The following is a 7441-nucleotide window of genomic DNA, read 5'->3' on the forward strand; positions in this document are numbered from 1 at the left end:
GGCCAGCGCCTCGCGGGAGGTGCCCTGCTCGCGGCGCGCCGCCTCGGCGTTGCGCGCCACTGGCGTCACGTGCGCGGCGCGCTGGGCCGCGCGCAGCCTGTCCCGTTCCGCATCCTTCGCCGGCACGCGAGCGTTGAGCTGCGCGAAGGTCGCCTCGGCCTCGTGCCACGCCTTCAGGTTCGCCTGCTCCATCTCGCCCTTGCGCAGTGACGCCTGCGCCGCCTCGCTCGCGGCGCGGGCCAGCGCTTCACGCTGTTGCAGGTCGAGCAGCGCCTCCTGCTGTGCGGCGATGCGCGCCGCGAGGGCTTCCGTCGACGGCAGCGTGTACTGCTCCAGCAGCGTGCGGCGGCGCAGCCCGATCTCGTCGGCCTCGCGCCGGATACCCGCCGCCTGATCCTTGAGGTGCTCCTCCACGCGCCGATACAGCTCGGTGCGGAACAGCCGCTCCAGAATGGCCTGCCGCGCGCGCGAATCCGCCGTCAGCAGTTCGCGGAAGCGCCCCTGCGGCAGCACGATCACCTGCCGGAACTGCGCGCTGTCGAATCCGAGCAGGTCGCGCACGGCATCGCCCACGCGGTTCGGCTGGGTCGCCTTGCTCCGCCAGCCATCGTCCATCATCACGTCCAGCTGCGCCTTGGCGGCCTCCTTGACGAAGCCGCCGGCGGCACGCTGGCTCGGCCGGTCCTGCGTAGGCGAGCGCGTCACGCGGTAGCGCGTGGCGCCCAGGCAGAATTCCAGCGTGACTTCCGTGCGCAGGGCCGGATCGGCGTTGGCGCTGCGCATGTCCTGGGGGTTGCGCTCGCCGCCGGAGGTGTCGCCGTACAGCGCGAAGCAGATTGCATCGAGCAGCGTGGTCTTGCCCGCGCCCGTGGGGCCGTGGATCAGGAAGAACGCCTGATCGCCCAGCTTTGTGAAGTCGATGGTCTCCGTGGCCGCGAACGGGCCGAACGCCTGGAGCGTCAGGTGCAACGGTTTCATGCCGATTCCCTTTCCGCCGCGGCCATGTCGGCCAGCAGGTCGTCCAGCGTCCGGCGCTGATCGCCGTCGAGATCCGCGTCCGCTACCTCGCGGAAGAAGTTGGCGAACAGCGTGCCCGTATCGAGTTCCCGCAACTGGCGCCCCGCCGCGCTGGCCTGCCCGCTGCGGGCCAGCACCGTGCGCTCCATCGCCAGCGCGTTGGGGTAGACCTGGCGCAGCCGCGCCATCGGGTCCAGCAGCGCGCCGGTATCGGACAGCACTGCATAGATATAGTCGTCACGGCGCGCGTCATCCATGCCCTGCGCCAGCAGCGTGGCCAGCTCGCCCTGCAGCACGCGCAGGTTGCGCAGCGGCTGGAGGGCGATCGGCTCGATCGTCACCTGCCCGGCGCCGTCGATCTCCACCAGCGAGACCGACTTCATGTGCTCGGCTTCCGACAGCGAGTACTTGAGCAGCGAGCCCGAGTAGTGCACCCGCTCGCCGATGGTCTGGGGCCGGTGCAGGTGGCCCAGCGCGACGAAATCGAAGCCGGCGAAGACCTCCGCCGCCACCGCCCCGCTGCCGCCGACGGACAGCGGCCGCTCCGACTCGCTCACCGCCCCGCCCACCACGAAGGCGTGGGCCACCGCCACGGCGCGCACGCCGGGCGGATGGGTGGCGCGGATGGCGGCCAGCTGTGCCTGAAGCGCCGCTTCGTGGCTGGGCAGGTCCAGCCCGAGCGCGTCGCGCACGGCGGCCGGCTCCGCATAGGGCAGCGCATAGATGCGCACTTCGCCATGGGCGTCGTGCAGCGTGACGCAGCTGGCCTGCGGGCCGGTGCGCCCCGCCACGTGCAGCCCCTGCGCCGCCATCAGGCGGGCGCCGAAGCCCAGCCGGTGCGCGCTGTCATGGTTGCCGGCGATCATCACCACGGGCACGCCCGCGTCCACGACGATGCGTGCCAGCACGTCGTCCAGCAGCGCCACGGCTTCGGGCGGCGGCACGGCGCGGTCGTAGACATCGCCCGCGATCAGCACGGCGTCTGGCCGTACGTCACGGACCAGCGCGACGAACTGGTCGAGCACATGGGCCTGGTCTTCGAGCAGGCTGCGGGCGTGGAACAGCCGACCAAGATGCCAGTCGGCGGTGTGGAGAAAACGCAATCTGAGTCCTTCGGCGCCGTGGCGCGAGAAGCACGGCCGGGCCGCGCGGTCCCGCATCATAACGTTGCGGCCCCCCGCCCCGCATCCCCCAGTCTTCCGTTGTGGGTCCGCCCTTGTGGGTCCGCGTCAAGTGGGTCCGCGTCAAGCGGGCTCCGCTTCGCTGTCGGCGATCTGGAACTTGCGCATCTTCTCCCACAGCACCTTGCGGCTGATGCCGAGGCAGGCGGCGGTGTCCTGCCGGCGCCAGCCGTTGGCGTCCAGCGCCGCGATGATGCGGCGGCGCTCCTCGGCGTCGCCGCGCGGGTCGGCGCGCTCGGTGCCGTCAAAGGCACCCGGGCGCAGCGCGCGGAACAGCGGACGGATGCGCGCCTCGTCCCAATGGCCGCACTGCTGCACGGTGATGCCAATCCGCTCGGCCAGGTTGCGCAGTTCCCGCACATTGCCGATGAAGAACGCCGTGCCCACCGCGCCGCGCAGCCAGTCCGGCAGGGGCGGCAGGGCGTCGAAGCCGGCCGGGCCGAGCATATGGCGCAGGAAGGAGACCAGCAGGCCGACCTTGTCCGCCGCGCCCCGGTCCTCCAGGCTGGGGATGCGCAGCTCGATCACGGCCAGCCGGAAATAGAGGTCGGCGCGGAAGCGGCCCTGGCTCACCGCCTCGCGCAGGTCCTTGTTGGTGGCGGCCACGAGCCGGAAGTCCAGCTTCACCGGCATGGTCGACCCCAGCCGCGTCAGCGCGTTTTCCTCCAGCACGCGCAGCAGCTTGACCTGCTGGAACAGCGGCAGGTCGCCGATTTCATCGAGGAACAGCGTGCCGCCGGTAGCCTGCTCGAAGTAGCCCCGGTGGGCGAACATGGCGCCCGTGAACGCGCCCTTGGCGTGGCCGAAGAACTGGGACTCGAACAGGCCGTCCGGAATCGCCCCGCAGTTCACGGCGACGAACGGCCCCTTGCCGTAAGTAGTGTTGCGCTCGTGGAACAGCCGCGCGATGCGCTCCTTGCCGGCGCCGGTCTCGCCGTACAGCATCACGTTGCTGCCGAAGTCCGCGTAGGTATCCACCTGCGACATCAGTTGCAACATGGCCGGCGACCCGGCGACGAGGTCGGCCACGTCCGGGCCGGTGGCAGCGGCGGCCAGCAGTTGCGGCATCAGCTTGCCGATCTGCGTGCGCAGGTCGGCGCCGGTGAAGTCGTGCGGCAGGATGTGCGCGTACTCGGGCGGAAAGCGGCCGGGGTCGACTTCCCGGTCCGGCGCGCCCACCCAGATCACCGGCATGCCGTGCGCGGCCTCCCAGTCGAGCGTGAACTTGGCCGCGCCGATGGCCGAGGCGCTGATCACGGCGATGCATGGCTTCACGCGCGGCTCGGCGGGCAGCGCGTCCAGCGCGCCGGCGCGGATCACCTCCACGCCCAGCGGCGTGAGGAAGCGCGCCACGCGGTCTGCAATCTCGTACTTGCCTTCCCAGACATAGACTTCCAGGGTCTCGTAGGCCCAGCGGTCGGCTTTCATGATGGTTCGGTTCTTCAGTAGACCTTCAGTAGACCAGTTCGGCGTTATTGCAATCGACCCCGTTCAGCCACAGGTCGGCATTGCCGAGCCGGATGCCGAGCGTGGACGTCAGCGGAATGAGCAGGGCGTCCAGCAGGCCCGCGATGGGGGTTAGCAGGGCGTCCAGCAAGGCCCCGACGTTCAGCGGGATGCCCAGCACGCCAAGGCCCACCGTCACATCCGGGTTGAGGTTGCGGACCATGTCCGTGATCGCGCGGGACAACGGCTTGGTCGATGACGTGGAGGCACTGCCGCCCGGCGCCAGTACCACGTCGTTGAGCGGGTTCATCGGCGTGACGTCCGGCTTGGGATTAGCGACGACCTTGGTCGACAACACCCCGGCAAGCACCTTCACTACAGCCAGCTCCACCGGCGTCGCCGCCGGCGCGCACTGCGGCTTCGTCCCATCGGCCACGCAGGTGGTCAACACGTCCGTGGTGACGTTGACGGTGGCGCGCCGCTGCGCCGGGTTAGCCGCGCACTGGACGTTGGTCAGGTCGCCCCGGGCCTGCCCCACGCGCAGCCAGACCGGCAGGTTGACATCCGCGCTGGCCAGCCCCAGCACCGGCAGATTGGCCTTGACCGCCAGCCAGAGCCCCAGTTGCGCGGTGGTGGCCGTGGTCTGCCACGTGCCGCCGGGCAACTGCCGCGCCGGCCCCAGCGCCACCTGCGGCGGCTGCACGATATAGAGCTTGCCGCCCACCGAGCCGAGGCCGACGTTGACCGCGATCTTGTCGAGGTCGATGGCACTGGTGCCGCGCGCCACGTAGGCCGCCGTGGTCAGCAGCGACGCCACGTTCACGGCCACCTCCGCCGCCGACGAGGCCGCCGGCGTGAGCACGCCCAGGTCGAGCATCTTCGCCAGCGAGACCGTGGTGCCGATGCCGCTCACCCCCAGCTGCGTCACCGGGCTGCCCAGCGCCGCGTTCAGCAGCGCGCTCTTGCCCGCCGCGCCCAGCACCAGCGCATAGAAGTCCTGGATGGAGAGCGTGGCATTGAGCAGCTGGTCGATGGTGCCCACGCCGGCTTGCAGGCGCAATTGCTCAAGCGTGACGTTGGCGCCGACCAGCCCGCTCCAGTCGAGCACGGACAGGGTCACCGTGTTGCCGAGCAGCAGGCCCAGCATGCCGCTGGCCGTGGACACATCGAGCAGGCCGCTGCCGAGCGTGAACGACGCCACGGGCGGGCTGCCGGCCGCGATGGCCTCCGCGCGCAGCTGCCGGGACGCCGTGCCGGGGATGACGAACAGCAGCGGCACCGTGTAGGTGGCCTGCACGCGCACCGCGTTGGGCGAGACCGTGGCGGCCGGATAAGCGGGGTTGAAGTGGCGCACGCTGTCCCCGTTGGCCGGGTTGGCCGGGTCCCACAGGCCCAGGCAGGCGCGCAGGCCATCGGCGGCGCCGCCGGCTACGTCGGCACATTCCGCGCTCACGCCCGACGCATAGCCGTTCTGCGCCGCCGCCGCCGTCACGCTGCCGAGCACGCTGGCCGTGGTGGCGGGCAGGTCGGCGGCACGCTTGAGCTGCTGCGCGCCGGAGAGCGCGACCAGATCCACCGTCTTCTGCAACTGGCGCTGGCTGTAGAACACATGGCCGACGTCGATCGACACCAGCGCGGCAATGCCGACCGTGGCGATGAGCAGCGCCGCCATCAGGCTGACGGCGCCGCGCGCGTGGCGATGGGCTCGGAGCGGACGCATGGTTGTGGCCTTACTGCCCGTTGGGCGCGGGGGGCATATTGCTGCCGCCACCACGCAGCGGGCTGCCGGTGGCCTGGCTGGTGAAGAACTCCGGCAGCTCGTAGCGGAAGCTGCGCATATACCGCTCATAGCCGATGGCGGCCTGCTCGCCGCCCAGCGGGATGGCCGCGCCGGCCTGTGAGCCGTTGCGCTGGATCTCCAGCAGCGTGCGCGTCTGCTGGCCGACCGGGAGCTGGGCGGGAGCCGGCTGGGGCTCGGCCGTCTGGGCCGACGCAGGGGCGGCGGACAGCAGCGCCAGCGGCGCCAGCAGCGCCAGCGGCGCCAGCAGCGCCAGGTGACGGAAAGATCGGCGAAAAAATCGGCGAGAAAGTCGGCGGATGGTCATCGTGCGTCTCCTGAAGCGATGGCGATCGCGATGGCGTTGGCGTTGGCGTTGGCCGGGGCCAGCAGCGCCAGCGGCTTGGTGGCGGTTGGGCGCCCGTGGGCCAGCGCCGCACGCGCCACGCGCTCGCCCTCCTTGCGGACGGCGGCCCGCGTGGTCTCGGGCATGGCGGCGCGCTGCATCATCGCGTTGGCCTCGGCGCGCTTGCCGCTCGCCCACAGCCACACCGCCGCGTTGCTGACGATGCGCGGATTGCTGCCGTCCAGCTGCAACGCCTGCATCACCGGAATGCGCGCGTCCTGCAAGGCGCCGCCGCGCATCAGCGCGTAGCCGAGGTCGTTGGCCACCTGCGGGTTCACCGGATCGAGCGTGGCGGCCTGCCGCAGCGAAGCGGCGGCGCGGATGAAATCGCCCTGCCGGCCCAGCACCAGCCCGATGCCGTGATGCGCGGCGGCAGCGCGGTCGGTGCCCAGCAGCGCGCGGTAGGCGGTCAGCGCCGCGTCGTCCTGGCCGGTCTCGCGCAGCGCGGCGGCGCGCATCAGCTGCAGGCCCGGCTGGGTGCCAAAGCGCTGCTGGAAGGCGTCGATATGAGCCAGCGAGGCGAAGTACAGCCCCTCCTGCTGCATCCGCGCGATCAGGCCGAGGTAGACGGCCTGGTCGTTGTACTCGGCGCGGGCCTCCTTGTCGCGCAGCTTGGACAGCGCGATCTGCGCCTCGGCCTGCTGCGCCAGCGCGTCGGCGCTCTGCTGGCCCGGGCTCGCGCAGCCCGCCAGGAGCAGTGTCACCATCACAGCCGCCATCATGGCGCTCATCGGTTTCGTCATTCAGTGCCCTCCGTTCATGCGCGCCAGCATGCGAATCACGCCCAGGAAGCCCGGGCCGGCGGTGAGGATCAGCAGCACCGGCAGCAGGCTGACCACCATCACCCCGGTCATCTTCACCGTGAGCCGGCCAATCTTGTCCTTCATGCGCGCCTTGCGCGCGGTCTGCAGCCGCTCGCCGAACTGGCGCAGCGGCTCCTGCACCGCGCCGCCGTGGCGGTCTACCTGCGTCAGCAGCGTAATCAGGCCCTTGAGGTCTTCATCGTCGAACAGCTTGCCGATGCGCTGCAGCGTCTGCTCGCGCGAGCGGCCCGAGGCGAACTGCTGGTTCGCGCGCTGCAGCTCGGGGCCCAGCACGTGCAGCATGCTGCCGAACTCGACTACGATGATCTGCAGGCTCTGGTCGATGGACAGCCCCACGCCCTGCAGGAGCCGCAGCATGTCGATCAGCACCGGCAGTTCGTCGGCCACCCGCGCCAGCCGCTGTCTGGCGCGGCGGCGCAGGGCCAGCTTGGGCAGCAGGAAGGCCACCGCGAAGGTGGCGAAGCTCCAGCCGATGGCGCCGGCCAGCGACACCGGCAGCCGCCAGACGAAGGCCGCCAGCGCCAGCGCAACCGGCACCGCCACGCGCAGCCCGCCGAACACCGCGCGCGGGCGCACGCCGTAGTAGCCGCACTGCTCCAGCAGCCGTTGCTCCTCGGCGGTGACCACGGCGCGGCCCAGTTTCGAAGTGAGCCAGGTCTCGCTGAGGCGCCCGCCCAGGGTGGTGGAACCGGGGTTGGCGGTGGGGTTGGCGGCGGCGGCCGGGGGGGACGCCGATGGGGACGCCGATGGGGACGCCGGCGTGGCCGCCGCGCGCACCGCCTGACGGTCC

The 7441-nt window shown here is 71.3% G+C and carries 7 protein-coding genes; all 7 read right to left on the reverse strand.

The annotated features are described in order from the left end of the window. Positions 1-978: AAA family ATPase (locus KHO18_RS27675; RefSeq protein ID WP_211944266.1), on the reverse strand; the 978-nt coding region annotated here is incomplete at its 3' end. Beyond that, positions 975-2120 (reverse strand): exonuclease SbcCD subunit D, encoded by a 1146-nt coding sequence (locus KHO18_RS27680; RefSeq protein ID WP_144199807.1) that lies wholly within the window; start codon positions 2118-2120, stop codon positions 975-977. The genes KHO18_RS27680 and KHO18_RS27675, both read right to left, overlap by 4 nt. A gap of 141 nt (positions 2121-2261) precedes the next feature. Next, on the reverse strand, positions 2262-3626 hold the full coding sequence (locus KHO18_RS27685) for a sigma 54-interacting transcriptional regulator (protein WP_144199805.1): 1365 nt from the start codon (positions 3624-3626) through the stop codon (positions 2262-2264). Between the two features lie 25 nt (positions 3627-3651). Next, positions 3652-5364 (reverse strand): TadG family pilus assembly protein, encoded by a 1713-nt coding sequence (locus KHO18_RS27690; RefSeq protein ID WP_244845148.1) that lies wholly within the window; start codon positions 5362-5364, stop codon positions 3652-3654. Between the two features lie 10 nt (positions 5365-5374). Continuing rightward, the gene (locus tag KHO18_RS27695) at positions 5375-5749 is read right to left on the reverse strand and encodes a DUF3613 domain-containing protein (RefSeq protein WP_144199803.1); all 375 of its coding nucleotides are present in this window, start codon (positions 5747-5749) and stop codon (positions 5375-5377) included. Further along, positions 5746-6570 (reverse strand): tetratricopeptide repeat protein, encoded by an 825-nt coding sequence (locus tag KHO18_RS27700; RefSeq protein ID WP_244845149.1) that lies wholly within the window; start codon positions 6568-6570, stop codon positions 5746-5748. The genes KHO18_RS27695 and KHO18_RS27700 overlap by 4 nt, the downstream gene beginning before the upstream one ends. After that, complete coding sequence (locus KHO18_RS27705; RefSeq protein ID WP_244845150.1) at positions 6571-7428, reverse strand: type II secretion system F family protein; 858 nt, start codon at positions 7426-7428, stop codon at positions 6571-6573. Between the last annotated feature and the right edge of the window lie 13 nt (positions 7429-7441).

Source organism: Cupriavidus campinensis (assembly GCF_905397395.1).
GTDB lineage: Bacteria > Pseudomonadota > Gammaproteobacteria > Burkholderiales > Burkholderiaceae > Cupriavidus > Cupriavidus campinensis.

What these genes read in the sequence shown, in the direction of transcription:
- KHO18_RS27685 (WP_144199805.1), bottom strand. Translation starts at nt 3,626, where the DNA reads ATGAAAGCCGACCGCTGGGCCTACGAGACCCTGGAAGTCTATGTCTGG.
- KHO18_RS27690 (WP_244845148.1), bottom strand. Translation starts at nt 5,364, where the DNA reads ATGCGTCCGCTCCGAGCCCATCGCCACGCGCGCGGCGCCGTCAGCCTG.
- KHO18_RS27695 (WP_144199803.1), bottom strand. Translation starts at nt 5,749, where the DNA reads ATGACCATCCGCCGACTTTCTCGCCGATTTTTTCGCCGATCTTTCCGT.
- KHO18_RS27700 (WP_244845149.1), bottom strand. Translation starts at nt 6,570, where the DNA reads ATGACGAAACCGATGAGCGCCATGATGGCGGCTGTGATGGTGACACTG.